The sequence below is a fragment of the Streptomyces sp. NPDC005962 genome, from assembly GCF_040629205.1.
Taxonomy (GTDB): domain Bacteria; phylum Actinomycetota; class Actinomycetes; order Streptomycetales; family Streptomycetaceae; genus Streptomyces.
On the sequence record NZ_JBEXVE010000032.1, the window covers coordinates 58751 to 79985 of the forward strand.

Here is a 21235-nt window from a genome sequence, read left to right on the forward strand (position 1 = left end):
ATCGCCGGGCAGGATTGGTCCACCGGGACGAAGGCCACCGCCCTGGACACCTCGCGGATCCAGACGCCGGGCGGCCTGGAGGAGGCCCCGTGGGCGGGCAAGGACCAGGCCGGCGACGACCTTCCGATGCCCTTCGTGGTGCGGGCGTCCTACGACCCGTCGGACCCGAACGCGCTGCGGCTGCGCTTCGGTGACGCGCAGTGGCCGGTCTACCGGGTGCCTTTCGGGGAGGTCGTGGAACTGCTGGCGCAGCACCCGAAGCTGATGGGCCGGGAGTTGGAGAGCGTCCTGGTGCTGGACATCCCCGGTTACCGCCGCTCCCTCCTGGCGGACCTGCTGAATGACCGGCTGGGCCGCATCGTGGCGTTCACCCGTGCCCAGTCGGGGATCGCGCACCCGAGCGGGGAGCCGCACCCCGTGCTCGCCCTGAACCCGTCGTCGCAGAGCACGACGGTGACGGCGCGGGACTGGCGGCTCCGGAATCCGGTCGAACTCGCGAACCCGGAGAACGCCCCCCCGCCCTTCCGGCAGGTGACCAGCGACGCGTCCCACCGCCGTCCTCGCGGCCACCGCCCCGCGAGCCCCGCCGTGGACACGCTGGCGGCCCCGCTCCCGGTTCCGCCCCCGGTGCTCAGCGCGCCTCCCTCCGGGACCGCGCGCGACCGGGACGGGCAGGACCTTGCCGGTGTGGAGCCCGCCGACTCCGTCGGCCCGAACACGCTGCCGCGCCCGGCGGTCGTCCCGCCGGAGCCGGATTCGTACCAGGAGCCGGCATCGGACCCGGGCTCGGAGCCGGACTCGGACCAGGAGTCCGACGCGGAGCCGGACCAGAACCCCGCCCCCGCCGACCCGGGCCTCTCCCGCCTCGTCACCGGCTTCGGCCACGGTTACCGCGGGCTGCAGGGATCGGTGCCCGTCACGTTCCCTGAGGACACCATCACCTGGCTGCACTCCCAGCTCGGTCAGACCGTACGGGCCCGAGCCCACGTCGAGGCACCGCCCCGCGACCCGGAGGCGCAGGACCCGGGTGACACGGCCACGCTCGACCAGGAGATCGCCGCCAAGTACAGCGAGGCTGAGCTGCGGTACGCGAAGTCGTATCTGGCGAGCGCCAAGGGGATGGTCCGCACGGTCACCTACCGGGGCCGTACGTACGAGGTGTCGGTGCGTATGGAACTCTCGGACCACCAGCTCGCCCCCACGATGGCGGACGACTCGCCCGAGGGCCGGCGGGTGTACGTCGAGGAGCGCAACCGGACCGGGGTCGACACGGGCGACAGCTACGCCACCGGAAACATCCGGAGCCTGCCGTTCGCCTACAGCTACACCACGCCGATCCAGGACGCGGAGAACCCCGCGGTGGCCTCGGTGACCATCACCCCGAAGGTGACGCCGACCCACAACCAGCAAGCCATCCACGTGGACATGCCGGAGGGCCACACCGTGATGACCGCGCTGGCGTTCTCCGCGGAGCGCTCACATGCCTACGACTACCGGATGGCGTTTCAGTTCACGGCCGCGTCCACCACGGCCACCACCACGGCCACCACCACGACCACGCCGTCCCGGCGCGACGACGCCTGGAGCGCCGCCGCACCCGCGCCCGGCCGGCTCATGGCGTGGTTCCCGGACTACCTCACGCAGAACCCGCCGGAGCGCCCGTACGGCCCGGTGGCCCCGCAGGACCTCCCCGCCGACGTGTGGACCCTCACCGACGAGCTCTGGCTCCACCGGGTCGACACCATCTACGACCCGTCCGCCCTGCTCGACGCGATCCTCGCGGCGCCCGAACTACGCCCCCACCTGCGCCGGATGTCGGACAAATCCATCGACAAACTGCGCGTGTTCCTCACCGAGAACAACCAGCGCGGCCTGCGGCTGATGCTGGCCGACGCTTACGTCTCGCCCGTCCTCCGTGACCACAGCGGTGAGCCGCTGGGCTTCCTGAAGGTCTCCGCGCGGCTCAACGCCCTGGACCCCGACTGGCTGGCGAAGACCAACGGCACACCGGTCCTGGAATCCGACCTGCTGCACACGGTCGGCGTCGAGACCGGGCTGTCGATCCTCAACGCCATAAAGGGGGAGTTCGGCGTCACCCCCACCTTCCAGGGCGCCCCGAGCCCGGACGGGAACTTCGTCCTCGGCGGGGGCTATGAGCACCAGCGGTCCGTCGTGTTCGACTCCGGCGGTACGGCGTACGACTGGCGCGGCCTGATCAGCGCAAACCCCGGTCTCCTGACGAACGCGGACATCAGCTACGTCGTCGAGTTCGTGCGCGCCGGGGGCGGCACGACCGACCCCTTCACCCTGCACAGGCCCTGGGAGCAGTCCATGCGGGTGCCCACCCTGGCCGATGTGAACGGTGTCCCGGTGCGGCCCGGCGCGGAACGCCACCTTCCGCCGGAGCTGGCGAGCATGAAGTCCTTGGGGGTCGACGTCACCCCGCTGAAGGTCACCGGCGCCGAGGAGCTGTACGACCAGTTGGAGACCCTGGGGCGCCGACTCGGCTTCCTGCCGCCCACCGAGCACCGGCGTCGCGACTGGCTGAGCGACGACATCGTCGAAGCGCAGCTCGAAAACGCCCGCAAGCTCACCATCTGGCGCTCCCAGATCGGCGAGACCGGTGGGCTCGACCAGAGAGCGGACGGCGACCAGCCGCGCTACTTCAGCCTGCCCCTCCGACACGGCGTCTGGCGGATCGGCTTCGACACGTCCGTGGAGCAGAGGGACGGCACGTACCCCCACCACCGCAAGAACCTGCCGGGCTGGTCGTTGATGAACGTCAACGGCATGGGCGTCCCGGGCAGCGAGTCCCGCAGCTCCAGCCACTCGGGGTTCGTCGGCGTCTCCGCCGGGGTCAGCGGCCCGGTTTCGGACAACGGCGATTGGACCCTGGAGGGCGGCATCCCGTACACCGCCTCCGCCACGGGGGGAAAAGGCCGCTCCGCCGCGTCTTCCTCCGGATACGAGGTCCACGGCCTCACCTTCGCCCAACCCGGGCTCGGGATCTTCGACAACCAGGTCACCCACGTCATGAGGGTGTTCTCGGAAAACGGCGGCACCCCGCTGGCGACGTTCACGGCGCACGGCACCGTGACCCTCGCTGTGCCGTTGAGCCGCACCCTCGGCCATCCTCCCGCCCCGCTGGGCCCGGTCAGCATCCGCCGGGCGACGCACGACGACTTCCGCAAGGCGCGGATGACACCGGACGCCGACGGCTCCCGCCCGCAGGACGTGGTGTTGCTCCCCGCCTCCGCCCACGTCAACCTCGCGATCGGCACCGCCGCGCTGACCGGGGCGTTCCAGCAGCTGTTCAAGGGCGCCAACCCGGCGGACCCCACCTTCCTCGACGCGCTGCGCTCGGCCTCGGAGCCCAGCGCGTTCGCCCGGATCCGTCAGTGGGCCGACGCGGCGGGTTCCAACCTCCTCGACGCGCTGCCCTCGGCCGTCACCGCCTTCGGCGTGCCCGCGCGGATGCTGAGGGACAGGGTCGTCGGCGCGCCCATCACGAACACCGAGAGCCCGGTCCAGCAGGTGATGCGGGTATCGCTGTCGTCGACCTACCTGCTCTCCCGCGCGCCCCAGATCTTCGGCAGCGGATTGGTCTTCGAGGCCGATGCCGCGGGTGACGTGGTGGGCACCGACGCTCAGGGCAATATGATCGGCTTCCTGCACGACGTGGTGTACGAGGGGACGGGATTCAACCCCGATAACGACCCGGACGCCTCCACGTGGGCGGAGAACCACCTCACCACCACCCAATCCGCCTCGCACGGCACCTTCGAGGACCTCTCCGGGGCGCTGGGCACCAGCCTGACCGGCTTGCACACCGGCGAAAAACACCCCGGCGGCGTCTCCGGCAGCGGTGGCCGGAACATCGCGACGGGGCGCGGCAAGACCGAGACCAGCGGCACCTTCACCGACCGCATCACCATCGAGCCGCATGCCAGGAACCCGCTGCACCGGTTCCGGGCCCATGCCACGTACCTCATCCACCTGGACAAGGGCCTCGACAACGCGGTCGCGAACGCTTTCGGTATCGGCCCGCACAGCTCGGTGGCCCACGCCGTGACCGTGCCCGGCGGGGTGGTCTTCTGGGTACCCGAACACCGGGTCAGGCAGAATCCGCAGCTTGCCCGGCCGGCCGGCCTCGAGCCGTCTCCCCAACCGCCCATGGACCGGTTCATGGCGAGGCACTTCGCGCGTTCCGGTGGCCGTTCGCTGGGTTACGCCTCGGTGCCCGAGGCCCTGCCGACCGGCTCGCTGGACGAGGTCGTCCAGGCCATCCGCGGCGCCGTGCGGCGGGAGGCGCCCGGTTCCCTCACCCCGGGCAGCGGCTCCCACGTCCGCGGGCTCGCCTCGCGTATCGCGGACATCGGCGCCGCGAACGGTCTGCGGTCACTGGTGGCCGGTGGCGCCCGCCACTGGCACCGCTTCCACTTCCCGTACCGGGGGCGCGCCGGTGCTCTGTACCTGGTGGAGGTGGCGCTCAACGCCCGCCCGGCCCCGGGCACCGACCTGGCGGCGCTGCGCGGCACGCCGCTGGCGTACTCGGGTCTGGAGAACCTCAACTCCGCGGCCGGCACGATCACCCACACCGCATCCCGGAGTACTGGATTCGACCTCAGCTCGGGCGTGGCGGGTGACGTCAACCTGCCGGGGACGGGCCGGACCGGCAGCGGCGGGCTCTCGGCCTTCTTCTCCTCCGTCGGCACCCTCGGTGACTCCTTCTCCACCACCGGGTACGACCAGAATTGGCCGCGCACCTTCCGGAATGTCGTGGAGTTCCCGGGGGTGCCGTACGAGTACCGCGTAGAGGTCACCTCGGTCCGCCTGAACAACACGGCGCCCGGCTTCCTGATCAACCGGGCCGTCTCGGTGGGGAAGTTGGCGCAGCGGATGCTGGGCGGTGGGCTGTCGGCGGCCGAGACCAGCGGGCTGACCCGCTGGCTGGACCGGGTGCTGGGCCGCGACGCTGCCCTGCCCACGCGGAATACCCAGGCCCCCGCCTCCGGCCCGGTCGTCCCTGCCACCGTCACCCTCCGCTTCCCCGGCAGCGAGACCCCACCGCGGCTGGAGGACGGGACCCCGGAACTCCCCGCCCCGCCGCCGGCCCTGATCACCCCGGACGTCCATCGGTCCGACCCCCGGTTGGCCGCTCCCGCCTCCGCTCCCGCCTCCGCTCCCGCCCCGAGCACCGAAGCGGGCACCGATCCGGAACGGGGCCGGCTGACCGACACCGCGCGCTGGACCCCGACCCAGCCGCTCGCCGTGTACGACTTCGACGCCGCGGACGAACTCGCCGACGCGCTGCGGGAGGTCGACCCGGATCTGCGCGGCGATGGCCTTCCGAAGACCGCGGAGTCCGCCGAGGCCACCATGCGCCGCGTCGGCGACCTCATCCGGCGGCGCAAGGTCGCCCTGACACCCGCACAGGCATCCCGGTTCACCGGCAAGGAGCCCTCCGGCGGCTCCGCGCGGATCGGGGTCGCGCTGTACGGGCCGCAGTTGGAGAGCTCCAGCAGGGAGGTGCAGTCCCAGCAGGTGAGCACCACCGTCCACAACGCCGGCGGCTCGAGCAGCCGGACCCACACCTCCTCCCTGGCCAGCCCGCTGAAGGGCGGGCTGACCGACAACAACACCCACACGCTCGGCGGCACGTCCCCTTTGGCGGGAGCGAGCACATCCCAGGGCCAGAGCTCCGGGAGCATGAGTTACAGCCGCTCCATCATCAAGCGCGGCGTACCGGTCTCGGAGAACGCCGACGGCGAGCCGGACGACAGCGGTGAGCTCGGATTCGTGCTCACCGCCCACACCGTTCTGGAGGTCAGCGGCCCGAAGGGCACCCGCTGGGTGACCGGCAACCTGGTGGCGCGCTCCGCCCTGGAGGACGTACTCGGCCTCGGCATCGTCCCGGCCCGCCCCTCCCCGCAGGTCTACGACGCCCCGGCCGTCCTCGCCGGGAACGGGCCGGCCGACTGGCGGGCGCTGCGCCCCGAGGAGTTCGGCGACCGGCTCGCCGGGGGGTTCGCCGAGGAGGACGCGCGGGCGCAGGTGTGGCTGGACGCGGGCGAGGTCGGGCGGGATACCCGGCGGACGCTGGACGCCGTCGGTCAGGCTCTGAACGACGGCGTCACGCCCGACGCGGCCCTGAACACCCTCGGGGTCACGCTCCCGGCCGACATCCGGCTCGCCCTGGACGCGGCGGCCCGCGCCACCGACCGCGCGCGGCGCCCCGTCGATCTGGTCCTGCGCACGGTCACCGGCCCGGTCCACCTGCCTTTCACTCCCGGGCCGCTGCACGGCTGGGCGTCCGAGATGCCGGTTCCTTCGGTGTCCGTGACGTCTCCGGAGGGCGAGACGACGTCCCCGTCGCCGGAGACCGTGGCCACGCCACCGCGGGACGAGCCGTCGACACGCACGGCCGGAACGGTGCGGGACACGGAGCCGCCCGAGGCCGACGGGCCGCGGCCGACCGTGCCCGCCGACGTCCGCCCGCTGGACGGCCGCCCGCCCCCCGGGGGAGGTGTCACCAAGGGCGCTGTCGACGCCGGTACGGCTCCGGCGCCGGACACGGTGTCCGGCGGCACGGTGGCCGGCCGTCGGCGGCATCGCGCTGTCGGACCTCGTGAGCCCCTTTCGGTGCTGAGCCGTGTGGAGCTGAAGGAGCGGGTGGACCGTGTGGCGGGTGAGGGGCCGGCAGAGGGGATGTCGGAGGAGCGGTGCCTGGTCCTGCTGAGGTCGCTACGGGAGGAGCTGTACCCGCAGGGGGTGCGCCCGGCGGAGATGGAGGCCGGCCCGGAAGAGGCCGGCCCGGCGAAGGCCGGTTCGGTGCGGCCGCGTGCGCTGGACGACTCGGCGCTGAGTGGGAACTCGGCGGCGTCCTCTTTGGCGGCGGGCCCCGGTTGGCGTGGGGTGCGGTCGTGGGAGGAGGTGGAGAAGGCGGTCGCCGAGGCAGGGGCGGGCGCGGCGGCGTTCGTCCTGGCGCGGCGTCAGGGCCGGCAGCCGGGACATGTCTTCGCGGAGCGGCTGGGCCATGCCTTCGCGGCGTACAACCTCGGCGAGGGCGAGGGCCGCGGAGTGGTGTGGGTGGACGTGTCGGAGGGTGTCGGTCGCCGGATCTCGGGGTTTCCCCCGGAGGTCGCGCCGTCCGATGCGCATGCGGTGGTGATCGACCTCGACGGGCGGGTCACGCACGCGCTGCCGGCGTTCATGCAGTCGGCTTCCCCGGCCCACGCGCAGCTCGACGCGGCGACCGGCCGCCGTTACGGTGCCACCGGCTTGGAGGTCGAGGAGGATCGGCCCCTCCGCATTCAGGGGCTGACCGGTAGCCCAATGAAGCTGGAGCTGGCTCATGGTCCCGGCTTCAAGATCGTCACGGACGCTCGCCCATACTGGGTAACCGCCGACGGACGGTTCCACCGCTCGAAGCCGCGGGTGGCACCGGGGGAGCAGGCGCCCGAGCTGAATGGCTACTGTATCGCCGAGATTGTCATGGACGACCCGATGGCTTCGCTCCCGGGGGAGCGAAGGTGGCCCCCTCAGGAGGCGCTGAGGCAGCTGAACCGGATCTGGGCTGCGCTGGCGATCCCGGATGAACGGGGGGTTCCGGTCCCGCTTTCCGAACTGCTGGAGACCCTCGGCGGCTGGACGCCCACCGAGTGGGGCGAGCGGACGACGGTCGGACAGGCCGTAGTGGACTCAAGCGACAGCTCCTACTTCCACCTCACCCCTGGGATCGTCACCCTCGGCCTCGGGGCGCTCCAGGACCTCGCCTTGGATCGGGCGAATGAGCCCACACTTGAGGCCGTGACGGTCTCGATGCGGTTCTTCGGGCAGAAGACCACCACGGCGTTCGTGAACCGTCTCCTCGGTCATGACGGCGCGCAGAATGATCTTGTTCCGTTCCTGGCGGCCATTCCGGACGTCGACGAGGTCTTCGGCTACGGATGGTGGGGGTCTCAGCACGCCGCGGCCTGGCCGATCCGCAGCCAGGCCGCGGATCGGCCAGGCCGCGAGAATCTCCTGACCAAGAACTTTCTGCTGGTGGCGTCCCGGAATCCGATGGATCGCGTCCGGCGGACCCTCCGGCCGCGCACCCGGACGTTCCTCAACGAGCGCTACGACGAGCTCACGGAAATGCTCGTCCACCATCTCTCCGAACTGCTGGAGTTCCATCGGGCGAGAGCGACGCCGGACAAGCCGTTCGACGTGGGGTTCTTCGACACCGCGAATGGCTATGTGACCGCCCGCGAATACTGGACGGCTATACTCACCGGGCGCACATCCCAGGGCACTGCCGTCGCCCAGAGGGGCGCGATCGGCACCGACGACTACGAGTTGGACACCGACGAGGGCCGGCTGGACGTCGCGCTGGTTCTGCCGGAGCTGCGGCGATTCGGCTACAACGGCGGCGTGTACATGACGCCCGAGCAGATATCGCGTGCTGTCGACGAGGTCTCGGGGCTCAGCCTGAGCGCCTACGAGCGGGCGCGGTCGCTCCCTGCCCCGCTCCCCGATGATGTCCTCCACGAGTCCATCCGGCGGATCCTGGACAATCCGGTGGTCCGGGACACCGCGGCCTTCCTCAAGGTGGCCGCGTTGGGGGGTGTGCCGCAGGTCGGGGAGAGGATGCCCCGGAAGCTGATGAGCCTGGTGGAGAGCAGGAACATCGCGCTTGCGCTGGGCGAGTACGCGTTGGGCCGGCTGTCCGCCGGCCACCCCGTCCACCAGCGTCTGCGGGAGGCCGTGGACGAGGCGTTCGCGCTGCTGCCGCAGATTCCCCCAGAGGGGCAGCAGGCGCACCGGGCCATCTTCGAGGCCGCGTGGAGCGCCCTCGCCGTCCTCGCCGACCCTGCGCAGACGCCCCCCGCGCTGCGATGGGCCTCGGAGATCGTCGCGATGGACGGGACCCGCGTTCTCGTGGACGAGGTGTCACTGGCGAGGGTCCGGGACCCGGAGGACCCGGCGGGCAAGCCGGTGGGCGTCGCATCCCTCCAGGACGGGGATTGGTGGGGGGACCGCACGTACGGTCTGCTGTCCCGCACGAAGCAGTTCACCCTGATACAGCGGGTGCTGGTGGAGCAGGGGCTGGTGGCGCAGGAGAGCGCCCCGCAGCCGCTGCCGTTCGACAAGGCCTACATCGTGGGCTTCCGTGGCGACAGCCGTGCCGCCGCCCTGGCCTTGTCGAACGGCGGCGTCCGGTTCTTCGATTACTTCCGCATCGTCGACTTCCTCTTCGCCGTCGACGCCCACCTGTTCGATCTGCCGCCGGGTGTGGCCGGGTTCTGGCCGGTTGCCGACCTGGCGGGACCGTGGGTGTACGACCCGCTGGAGCATCCCATCGCCGGCCAGTTGCTCGCCAACGGTCTGGAGGGGTGGCAGTGGGCGACGGCCAGTGGTCAGGCGCCTGTTCTGGTCCCCGCCGACTGGAACCTCGATGCGCGGTTGCAGCTCGCGGAGGGCGCCTGGTGGGCGGGTTTCCGTCCTGAGCCGTCGATGGCGGAGCTGGGGCAGTTGGCGGTGCGGGTGACGGGGGAGTGGGGCCGGGCCGAGTATGTGCTGCGGTGGGTGCGGGCGATCCGTTTGATCTACGGGCCGCTGCTGGAGGACGACCACGCCGCGTTCGATGCGTTGCTGCGGGGCTTCTGGGCTCTGGATCGGGCCAGGGGCGCTCAGTCTCCGCTGACGTGGGAAGAGCTGCGGGGCTTGATCGGTTCGCACTTCGGCGGGAGTGGTCAGCCCGAGCCGCCGCTCCCTGCGGCGCTGCCGTTCCTCCTGGCCGAGGCCGCGGTCTCGGTGGGCGAATACCTGGAGCTGTCCCCGTTCGATTTGACCCCCCGGTTCCACAGCACGCGCGCCTGGGAGCCGGCCGTCCCGGTGGCCGGGCAGGGTGGTTTGCCTGGTGGGTCGTCGGATACTGGGGTGGATCCGCTGGTGGAGCATTGGCCGTTGGGGCGTGGGGTGACGGTTGCGGAGCCGTGGACGGGTGATGTCGCCCGGGTCACGGTCGGCAAGGCGCCCAGGACCGGTGGCGTCAGGGAGGTTCCCGTTGGGCGGGTGCCCAGGAATGCCGGTAAGAATCCGGGGTCGTTCCGTTGGACGCGGGTGTTGGAGTCCTCCTCCAGGCCGTTGTCCTATGAGGTCGACGAGGCGGGCTGGGTCACGCTTACCGGTGGTGAGGAGCTCGATCCGGAGGGGTGGTGGCGGATCGGTGATGACTTCGTGCACGGGCTCACGGGTGCGGTGTTGTATGGGGACAGCGGGTGGATCGGCCGTGCCCTGAACGCTGAGGCGGTCCTGGAGGCACACGAGACGCTTCCGTACACGCTCACGGCGGACGCTTCCGGGATGTACCTGGTGCCCACCGACGGCGACGGTGTCAAGGCGGTCCACATTCCGCTGGCGGATCCCGGTTCCTCGCTGATGGAGCCCGCGTCGGGGCGGAAGGTCGAGGACGTACGGCTTCGGGAGACCGGCCCCGACAGCGCCGGCCCTCCGGGTGGGACCAAGCGGCGCCACTCCGGCGACGGGGATCAGGGTCGCTGGGTGTCCGCTCGGGGTCCCGGTGACCGGACGGCGCATGGCTGGCTGAGCACCCTGCCGGCCCATTTCGCCGATGGCGCTCCCAGCGCGCCGGGGCCGCAGGGTGCTCCGGCGACCGCGCTCACCGCCCTGGATGGTCGGGAGGCTCACTACGACACGCTCATGCGGGAGCTGTACGGCGAGCCGAGGCCGGAGGTGCGGGAGGCGCTGAGGCGGCTGGACGAGCTGCGGCGGGGTGTTCGCGAGTTGCGCGGGGGGCCGCTGAACCTGGATGTGCTCGCGTTGCACGTACTGATGCTGGATCCGGACGCGCCCGTGACCCGGGTCGAGCGCGGTGATCTGATCCGGGTGGCGTCGCACCCGGCGATGGAGAACGCCTCCAACCTGGCCCGGCTCTCTGCCTTCTACCTGAAGTCGAACGGCGCGCTCGCCGATGCGTTCCGCTTCACTACCGCGAATGGGGCGCGGGGCCTGAACTGGTCCGGCGAACCCCTGAACGCTGACCTCGACCTGGCGAGCGTCTACGACTTCGACAGGCAATCGGATGGCTCCCACGCTCCTGTGGGGGGTCCGAAGCCGTCCCCGTGGGGTCCGACGTACGCGGTGGTGTCCGACGGGAACGGGTGGACGATCACGGTACGGGGCTGGAACGGTTTCAAGCGCGAGGCTCCGAAGGAGGTCGTGTTCGAGCTGCTCGGCCTCGATGAGGTGCTGACGGGTCTGGGGCGGGACGTTTCCGTGCTGATGGGCGTTCCCTTGGCGGCCGCCTTCAGGCTCAAGGAGCTGCGGGCCGGCGCCGACCTGCTCAACCGGCGGGTGTGGGCCTCAAGCGGCATGGTGATCAGCCTTCTGTTGCCGGCGGAGCCCGACAGGCCCGCCCGGTACGTGATCGGTCTCGACATGACCGAGGGGAACGGATTCGTAGGGGGCTGGCTGCTCACTGATCCGGGCATGCCATCCCACGACGACGGCCAGGAGGAGGAGTGGGAGCAGCGCGTGGTCTCCTTCCCCGCCATCGGCCCGGACCACCGGTCGACCGGGCACATGTCCATCCGCTTCGACGAGGGACCTGTCGGCACGTGGTTGATGAGCCGTATGCTCCTGGACCTTCCGACGGCGACGCACTTCGTCTACGGGGACACAGGGACCGATGCGACAAGCCGACCGGTGAAATTGCCGTGGGTGGAGGCGAAGGACCCCCTCCCGTATTTCGAAGTCAAGCACGGCCGTCCGGGCAAGAGCACGTGGGCTTTGGAGGATGGGGAGACCCTGGAGACCGGCGGGTCGCGGACTTCTGGTGCCTTGAAACGTCGGCCAAGCCTGAGGCGGCTGCCGCAGGAACACCCCATCGCGAGGATCGCGTGCCGGACCGCAGTGCCCGAGGGCATCGGTTTCGCCGGTCCTTACGGCCCGCCCCCCTTCGTACCCGATCCACTGGCGGTGGTTTCCGAGTCCCAGGAAATGGCCACCGACGAGGACCGCCCGGTGTACGCCGTCCGGCGCAAGTGGTGGCCGCGCGCCAGGACGGTGGATGGCGACTTCATCGTCCTGGACACTGACTCCCGGGGCCGGATATACCCCCCGGTGCTGGAAATGCCGGAGCCGAAGGGGGAGAAGCTGGATGCTTGGGTCCGGGATGCCGGGCTGTACAACGGGCCGGACCCGGTGCCGGAGCAGTACCAGGTCGAGGCGCTGCGTATGGTCCGCATGCTGCGCAAGGTGTTCGGTCCCCGGATCGACCAGTCGCAGGAGTATCCGGCTCTGCGACAGGGCGTCGTCGCTCTGCACGAAATGCTGCGCAACGATCTCAAGCTTGCACGTGTCCCCCTGTTCACCATGGAACTGCTCAACCAGGTGGTGGCCGCGTGGCAGACGCAGCAGCCGGACGGCTCTCCAACGCTCACGGGACGGGATCTCTACGCGGCCGTGCTGAAGAACGCGGACAAGCGGCTGGGAAAGAGCCGAGGGGGGCTCGGTCTCACTACGTTTGTCCGGCTGCCGGTACTCGAGCACGTCGTGAACATATTCGCGCTCCCCAACTTCAATTCCTTCGCCGCGCATATTCTCGGTCTGTCGGACCCGAGCCAGGTGGGCGATGCGGAACGGTCGCGGATGCTGTGGGCAGAGGCCAAGACCCAGGATTTCCTGCGACGGGTGAAGCTCGGCGGCGAGCAGGCGTGGGACAGTCACGCCGCCCGCATGCTTCACCTGCAAACCCCCGATCCGGCCCGGCGTGTGGATATGACCCAGCTGATGAGAAAGGCGGTGGCTCGAGGTCGCGACCCCCGCTCGCTGAGGGAAATGGCCGAGTACCACCTGGAATTGCGCGGCGCATTCGCCAAGAACACGCTCCTGGCCGGCAAGAGCGGCTCGTGGATCGGCCGTGACCACACCGGCAGCCCGACGGGTTCCATCGACTTCGACCCGACCAAGGTCACCCTGCTGCGGCGTGCGCCCGACGGAAGCCTCGTCGCCCACTCCACGCAACCGGCGCCCTGGCACGATCCGAATGACCCGGACGCGCCGGTGCCCTGGCTGTACCGGGCGAAGGGGAAGGGCGCGGTCTCATTCGGTGGCCCGGTGCCGAACGACGAGATGGGCGAGTTGTTCTACCGCGACCCGGCGCTGGGCGGGAAGCGGTTGAACGTTCCGGTCATCCTCCTCGTCGAGGGGGCCCGGCCTGGTCCCGGCGAGTCGGTCGCTGCCAGCCTGCCGGGCCAGGGCGCTCTGCTGGCGGGCCGGCAGATGTGGTCCGCTTACGGCAAGCCGACGCTCTACACCGACCGGACGGGGAAGACCACGGTGGCCCTGGAGCCGGACTGGTCGGGACGGCCGCGTCCGGTGTCCGATCTCGGGGTCGTGCGCCCGGGCGACGTCCGGAAGCCGTTCGCGGCCCCCGGGCCGGTCGCGCCGTCGGCTCCCGCGTCGTCAGCCCCCGGGCCGTCGGCCGCCGGGCCCTCGGCGTCCGCCACGCCCGCGCCGTGGGCCGCCGCGGTGGCTGGGTTCTCGTCGTCTGAGCCCATGGACATCGACCCGAAGCCGGCCTCCACTCCGGCATCCGATCTGATGCCCGCTTCCGAGCCGGACGGCGACGAGATGGCACACTCGCCGGGCCCGGACACCTCCCCGGCCGTGGTGGACGACCCGCCGCCGTCCTCGCAGACGCCGGCGCAGGAACCGCCTCGCCCCTACGTCGTGGACCGGGGTGGCGTGCCGGGCGTGTACGGCTCGCCCGCCGACCGGTCCGAGTTGCTGGTGCGTGACGGTGACGGGGACGTGCCCGGGGTGGCGGGCATCCCCGGGCAGCCGCAGGAAGACGACAGTCAGGGCGAGACCACGCCGCAGGTGCCCGGGGAGCGCCTCTCGCCGCCCCGACGTGCGGAGTTCGGCGTCGAGATGGAGCTTCCCGGCGTCACAGTTCCCTTCTACGCTCGGGGTGTGGTGCTGGTCCGTGGCAACGGATGGCGGTTGGAGACCGACACGCCGGACGACCCGCCGTACGACCACTCCCACCTGGAGTTCGTGCTGGATCCGATGTTGGACATGGCGCGGGTCGAAAGCGCCCTGCGGGACATCGTCGGACTCGTCGCCCGGATGAGGGCCCTGGCGCTGGCCGACCCGGACCACCGATTCCGGCTGTCGGACGTGCTCGGCGGGGGCCTGGATGACGACGTTGAGCTGATGCGGGACACGACCGTCACGGCCAAGGACGTCAGGTTCCAGGCGGTCACGCAAGTCTCGTACGGCATCGGCTTGTCGGACCTCAACTCGGAGATCTCCAACCTGTTGCCGAGCAAAGAGGTGGAGAGGATCCGGCAGGAGGCGTCCCGTATCGAGGAGTTCTTCGCCGAGGAGCACGGCCGGCCCCTGACAGCGGGCGCACGCGAGTTCGTGCGGCTGATCCTTATGTATCTGACACGGGCGGAGGCGGTGAAGTTCGAGGCGGTGCGGTTGCATTTGGCTGCGGCGTTCCGGATGCTGTCCCGCAGCGACTTCTGTGCCATCCACGACGGACTGCTCACCGACGAGGAGCGCGAGGACGTCGGCCGGCTGTTGCTCCGCCAGGCCGACCAGGAGCTTCCCGACCTCATGCGGGCGCTGGGCCGTGACGCGGCGGATCTAGTGTTTCCCGAGCCGTACGAGGGCCAGGACGACGCGCTGAACGACGGTCCCACCAAGATCGACTGGCTGCGCTCGATCGTGCTCGGCAGGGGCGAGGGCGAGTTCAAGAAGGACCTCCTCTCTCCTCCGCCGGGTTTCGCCCTGCACACCGGAGATCTGGATGTGGACTTCGGTATGGGAGCGATGGGAGTCGGCACCGAGAACCAGCTCATCATCTTCGAGGTGCGCGGCGCGCCCTACCGTCCCGGGAAGGTGCCGCTGAACGGCGTCGTCATCCCCGTCGTGGCCCAGGAGTTCGCCAGGGCGATGCGCCGCAACCCAGCACTGACGCAAGCCCCCGGCCTCGTCGCGTCACTGCCGGAGGCCGTCAAGATGGCGGGCAGGCTGGGCGAGACGTTGCAGCAGCTCACCAAGGTGGTTGTCCGCGTCAGGCGGGAGGCCGGGGATCCCGAGGGCACGAGGAAGCGCACGATCTGGCGCACCTTGATGGACGCGAACAAGACGCTCGATGCCTTGCTGGCGGCCGGCGCCTCGTCGGAGCTGCAGGAGACCACGGCGCGCCTGCGTGATGTGTCGGAGAGCATGCGAGAGCTGTCCACGACGTGGCTCACCCCATCCGGTGACGTGCTCGCAGTCCTTCCTGAACTCGATGCCCGGATAGGCGCGTTCGAGGCGGCCCTGTGGGAGGCCGGGAATCGGATCGGGCTCACCGACGCGCCTCCCACCACGGCATCCGGGGGCGCGGCTGAGCCGCGGTCGCGTTCGTCGCGGCCTTCCCACAGTTCGCACGGGGCCGGTCCGTCGAGGCGCTCTGGTGGTCTGAGTGGAGGGTCGTCGGATACCGGGGTGGATCCGCTGGTGGAGCATTGGCCGCTGGGGCGTGGGGTGACGGTTGCGGAGCCGTGGACGGGTGATGTCGCCCGGGTCACGGTCGGCAAGGCGCCCAGGACGGGTGGCGTCAGGGAGGTTCCCGTTGGGCAGGCGCCCAGGAATGCCGGTGAGAATCCGGGGTCGTTCCGTTGGACGCGTGTGTTGGAGTCCTCCTCCAGGCCGTTGTCCTATGAGGTGAACGAGGCGGGCTGGGTCACGCTTCCCGGTGGTGAGGAGCTCGGTCCGGAGGGGTGGTGGCGGATCGGTGATGACTTCGTGCACGGGTCCACGGGGGTGGTGTTGTATGGGGACAGTGGGTGGATCGGCCGTGCCCTGAACGCTGAGGCGGTCCTGGAGGCACACGAGACGTTTCCGTACACGCTCACGGCGGACGCTTCCGGGATGTACCTGGTGCCCACCGACGGCGACGGCGACGGTGCCGACGCGGTCCACATTCCGCTGGCGGATCCCGCCTCCTCGTCGGCGCCCGGTGTCGAGCAGGGCCTTGAGCTGACCGCCGTGGGACCGGCCGGCTGGCCGGTGCATGCCTGGATGAGTCCTCAGGGCCCCGAAGCGGACATGATGGCCCCTCCTGCCGGTGCCACGCCCGTGCCGTCGGCCGTGCCCACTGCCCCGTACGACCCGGAGGCGCACTACGCCCAGATCATGCGGGACCTCTACGGCGGGCCGCAGCCGGGCGTGCCGGAGGCGCTGCGGCGGCTGAACGCGCTGCGCGCCGGCGTCCCCGAACTGCGCGGCGGTCCACTGGATCTGGACGCGCTGACGCGGTACGTGCTCAGCCTCCCCGACAACGCCCCCCTCACCTGGGCCGAACGCACCGATGTGCTCAGGGTGGCGTCGGACCCGGAGGTGGCGAACGCCACGCGTCTCACCGAGTTCGCGGCCTTCTACCTCGGCCTGAACGGCTCGGTCGGCTCCGGCGTGCACTTCACCACGCCGAACGGCGTGAGGGGCATCGACTGGACCGGCCAGCCGCTGGACATGCCCATCGAACTTGACACCGTGTTCCAGGGTGTCCAGCAGCCGGATGGCCGGCTGGTCCTCGACAAGCCCGATCGCGCCGGATGGTCCGGTGGACCGCGGCCCTTTGTGCTGAGGGCAGAGGGGTCCATGACCAGGGTCACGGTGCGGGGCCACAGCGGGTTCGTGCGCGAGGCGCGCAGGGAGGTCGTGGCCGAACTGCTGGGACGTTCCCAGGTGTTGGGGGCGTTGCCGGGGGACGTTCCGTTGCTGATGCTCGTGTCCTTGGCGGCGGTCGGCGACACACTCCTCCCGCGCGGTGCCGCGTTCACGCTCGGCCGGGACGTCTGGTCTGTCAGTGGAACCGTGGGTGTCGGAGATCTGCCGGACCATGCCGGCTGGCTGGGGATCGCCATCGACGTGTCCGAGCATCTGGGTATCGTCGGGGACTGGCTGCTCAGCGACCCCACCATGCCGCCCGGGCCGGAGGACGGGGGCGAGGAGTGGGAACAGCAGGTGGTCTCCCTTCCCGTCGCCGGCCGGGACCACCGCGCCACCGGACATCTGTCCGTCTCGCTCGACGAGGCCCCCGCGACCCTGCGCCTGAGGACCCTCATGGCGCGGGAACTGGCGAAGGCGACGCACTTCGTCCACTACGACCCCACGACCAACACCGTCAGCGCGCCGGTCAAGGTCCCCTGGCCGGTGGGCGGTCCTGGCGCCGGCCCGTTCTTCGAGATCAAGCACGGCGGGCCCGGTTGGGCCGTGTGGGAGACGACCGGCGGGCCGCGGGCCGTCTCGGCCGCGCAGTCCTCCGGGGCGCTGCGGCGGCGGCGGAGCTGGCAGGCCAAGCCTGCCGGGACCTCCACGGTGAAACTCTTGTGCTCCGACGCCGCGCAGCCCGGCAGCGTGCCCCGCTTCGGCCGGTTCAGTCCGCCGTCGTACGTCCCCGACCCGCTCGGCGTCGTCTCCGGGGCCCAGCAGTTCGTCAACGACGCGCAACGGGACCGGGACAAGCTCGAGACCGTGTACGCCACCCAGGGCCGGGTCATGAACCGTGTCGTCACACCGGACGGGGCATTTTTCGCCGTGGCCAACGACGTCAGCGGGACCAAGTTCGGCATCGAGCGGGCGCTCCACGAGCCGGAGGGGGCCAAGCTGGACGATCGGGCCCGCATGGCCGGACTGCACAGCGGTCCGGGCCCGGCCCCGGACCACATCCGCGAACGGACCCTGCGCCTGGTCCGGATGGTGCGCCGCCAGTTCGGCGTGACGATCGAGCGGCACGCCGCCTACCCCGTGCTGCTGGGGGGCGCGGGCGCGCTGGACCGGATGCTGCGCAACGACCGCGCGCTGGACCTCGTCCCCCTGTTCACCCTGGACCTGTTCGCGCGGGTGGCACAGGCCGACCACAAGAAGCACGCCCCGGGCACCCCGCTGGACCAGGAGGGCAAGGCGCAGGTGCTGTACCGGGCCGGGCAGCAGATTGCCAAGGTCCCGGGTACCAAGCTCTCCGACTACGTCGACCGCCGTTCGCTGCAGATCATTCTCAGCGTCCTGCAGACGACCATGAGCGATCCCGGCGTGGACGGCCGGGCCATCGAGTTCCTGGGCCTGCCCGCGGACGCGCCGGTCGGCGCCGCTGAGCGGTCGCAGTTGCTGTGGAACGACGTCAGCGGCCGTGAGCTGATCGCCAACTTCCGTGCCATAGGCGGCGATCAGAAGATCGGCGAGGAGGCCGCCAAGATCCTGCACCTCGACGCCCCCGACCCCGCCCAGCAGATTCCCATGCTCCATCTCGTACGGCGCGCGCTGGCCCAGGGCCGCGGCCTGGTACGCGAGGAACTGGCGGAGTACCACCTGCAGACCAGCGGCGGGGCGTTCGCGCCCACCACGATGATCCGTGCCAAGGACGGTTCGATCATCGGCCGGGACCACACCGGAAACCCGGCCGGCACCGTCGACCTGGACTGGACGAAGCTCACCCTGTTGCGGCGCGCGCCCGACGGGACCCTGGTGGCCGACTCCACGGTCCAGGCCCCCTGGTACAACCCGCGGCGGCCGGAGGTCTCGCCGTGGGTGTACCGGGCGGACCGCCGTGACGCCACCCGGGTCGAGGTGCGCGGACTCGCGGCGCCGCACGACGAGATCGGCGAGCTGATGTACCGCGACCCCGCGACCGCCCGACTCCCGCTGTCGACCAGGGTCGTCCTCATGGTTCCCCGCTCGCGTCGCCGCCCCGGCGATCCGGCCGGGGGCAGCCTGCCGGTCCTGGGCGCGCAGCGCTCGGGCCGCTTCATGTGGGCCGCGTACGGCACGCCCGTCTTCTTCACCGACCCGGCGACGGGGAAGACCACCATCGCCCTGGAGCCGGACCCGGGCGGCAACCCGCTGACCGCCGAGGACTTCCACCTCGTAGGGCGGAAGGCGCCCCCCGGCTACGTCGCCCTCCAGGAGCCGCCCACCACCGTGCTCGGTACCACCGTCCCCGCCACGCCGGTCACGCCCGCGCCCGACCCGGGGGCCACGTTCGGGGTGCACGGGCCGTTGGGGGACTCGGCCGACACGGCGACCGGATCCCACGCCCGGCCCCACGGCACCGTCGCCCCGCACGCCGTCGAGGCGTCCGGCGACACCTTCGGCGCGGCGCTGGCCCACGCCCTGCGCGAGGCCGGGGCGGAGCCGCCGGTGGCCGACGGGGAGCTGCGCGACTGGGCAGCCCAGCGGGTGACTGAGTCCGAGCTGTCGGACGCCGGCGTGCCGCCGCTGGACGGCAGCCGCGCGATCGACGTCGCCAGGCTCACCGCGGCCGGTGTGACGCTCGAACCCGGCCAGGAGATGGAGGCGGTCCTGCTCGGCAACGCGCTGCCGGTCCGCGACCTCCGGCTCACCCCGGCCCAGCGTCTCCACCTGCTGGCCGACACCGACGGTGGCCTCTCCTCCGACCCGGCCGCCACCGCGCGCGCGATCGATTCGGCCCTCGCCGCCGCCGTCGCCCGGGAGCTGGGCGTCGCCGTCACCCTCGCCGGGCCGGGCGGCGTGGTGGCCGAGCACGGCTCCGGCGCCGAGGTGTCCGTTCTGCTGGTCCGGGACGGCGACCGGTACCTCGCCGGGGCGGCGGCCCCCGCCGGGCAGCAGCCGGTCCTGTCGCCGCGGCTGACCGCGAAGGTCGGCTTCGAGCTGGAACTCGGCGTCACCGTGCCGTTCTACGCCCGGGGCGTGGTGCTCTTCCGCGGCAAGGGCTGGCGCCTGGAGACCGATACGCCCGACGATCCGCCGTACACCCGCTCCAACCTGGAGTTCGTGCTGGACCCGGCGTCGGACATGCGGCAGGCCGAGGACGCCCTCCGTCAGATCATCGCGGTCGTCGGGAGCATGCGGACCATGGCCATGGCCGCCCCGGACCGCCGGTTCCAGCTCTCCGACCTGTTCGCCGCAGTCCCGGGGCTGGACCCCGCGGGGGTGGTCCAGGACGCGACCGTCACGGCCGGGAACCTCAGGTTCGACGCGGTCCTCCAGGCCACGTACGGGACCGGCCTGGAGGACCTCGCCGACACCGCCAACGATCTACTCGTACCGAAGGAGGCGGAGCGGCTCCAGCAGCGGGTGTCCGAGGTCGAGGAGTTCTTCGCCCGGGAACACGGTCGCCCCCTCTCGCCGCGCGCCCAGGGGTTCCTGCGGCTGATCGTCCTGTACCTGGAGCGGGGCGGGGCCAAGTACGATATGCGCAAGGCGCGGCGCATCCGCCGCCATGTGGTGGCCGCCTTCCGGCTGATGACCCGCAGCGACTTCTGCTCCATCCACGACGGACTGCTGGACGACGACGACCGCCGGGACATCGACGCGCTGTTGCTGACCCCGAGCGGCCAGGAGATGCCGGACCTCATGCGGGCCCTCGGCCACTCCCCGGCGGACCGGGTGTTCCGCGAGCCCTACGAGGACAAGGACAACAACCTCAACGAGGGCCCCACCCGGATCGACTGGCTGCACTCGATCGTCCACGGCCGTGGCGAGGGGCCGTTCAAGAAGGACCTCCTCTCGCCCCCACCGGGCTTCCCCCTGCACACCGGCGACCTGGACAAGGACTTCGGCATGGGCGCCATGGGCGTGGACGCCGAGAACGGCCGCCTGCTCTTCGAGGCGCGCGGCGCTCCCTACCGTCCCTCGTCCCTTCCGCTGAACGGCATCGTTCTCCCTGTCATGGCGAGGGAGTTCGCGGCGGCGATGAGCCACAACCCGGCCCTGACCCGGGACGACACCGCCGCCGCGCCGTGGCCGGAGGCCGTCCGGGAAGCCGTCGCCCTCGAAGGGCTGCTGGGGTCGATCACCACGTTGATCGGCACCGGTCGGCGGGCCGGGACGGAGGCCACGGTCGTAGTCCGGCGCGTGATCTATCGTCAGCTGGCCGACCTCCTCAAGGAAGTCGACGCCGCCCTGGCGGTGGCCGGCTCCTCGACGCTGCCGGGCGCCCTGGAGCCGCTGCACGCGGTGCGGGAGAAGGTCGGCCGGCTCCAGCGCGCGTGGCTGCTGCAATCCGACGATCTGCCCGAACTGTTCACCGAACTCGAGGCGGCCACACAGGTCTTCGAGTCGGCGCTGTGGGACGCCCAGGACAGTGTCCGGCTCCCCGGCACGGCCCAGGAGGCCCCCGGCACGGCTCAGGAGGGTTCTCGGTGACGGGGGATACCACCACCGGTGGCGGGCCCCCGCGCCTCGC

The 21235-nt window shown here is 71.3% G+C and carries 1 protein-coding gene (only partly in view); it reads left to right on the forward strand.

Annotated elements, in window-relative coordinates; genetic code table 11:
- A protein-coding gene (locus ABZ370_RS36255; protein ID WP_358630190.1) for a lonely Cys domain-containing protein crosses the window boundary here: on the forward strand, positions 1 to 21195 show its final stretch. Its footprint begins 23985 nt before the window's first position; 21195 of the gene's 45180 nt are visible here — the last part of the coding sequence; the start codon falls outside the window, past its left edge; the stop codon is at positions 21193 to 21195.
- The last annotated feature ends 40 nt before the right edge of the window (positions 21196 to 21235 follow it).